General features: G+C 39.4%; 1 protein-coding gene. It reads left to right on the top strand.

Annotated elements, in window-relative coordinates:
* On the top strand, positions 1-454 hold a 454-nt coding region (locus F7Q96_RS26585; RefSeq protein WP_151023664.1), incomplete at both ends, for a helicase HerA-like domain-containing protein.

Raw genomic sequence — 454 nt, 5'->3', positions numbered from 1 at the left:
CTTTATACAAACCGACGCAAATGGGCATGGTTATATCAATATTCTTGCGGCTGACAAGCTCATGAATACACCTAAGCTATATGCTACTTTCCTGTTATGGATGCTTTCAGAATTATTTGAACAGCTTCCAGAAGTTGGTGATATGGATAAACCTAAACTCGTGTTTTTCTTTGATGAAGCTCACCTGTTATTCGACAACGCCAGTCAAGCTTTACAAGAAAAAATTGAACAAGTTGTACGTTTAATTCGTTCTAAAGGTGTGGGAATTTATTTTATTACCCAAAACCCGCTCGACTTACCAGAAAGTGTTTTAGGGCAACTCGGCAACCGTGTACAACATGCTTTACGTGCCTTTACTCCTAAAGATCAAAAAGCAGTAAAAACAGCAGCAGACACATTCCGCTCTAATCCCGATTTTAAAGTAGATGAAGCAATTACCGAGCTCGGTGTAGGT

It is taken from the genome of Cupriavidus gilardii, assembly GCF_008801915.1.
Lineage (GTDB): Bacteria > Pseudomonadota > Gammaproteobacteria > Burkholderiales > Burkholderiaceae > Cupriavidus > Cupriavidus gilardii.
The sequence above is the reverse complement of the archived record's forward strand: the minus strand, read 5'-3'. Positions and strand labels throughout refer to the sequence as shown.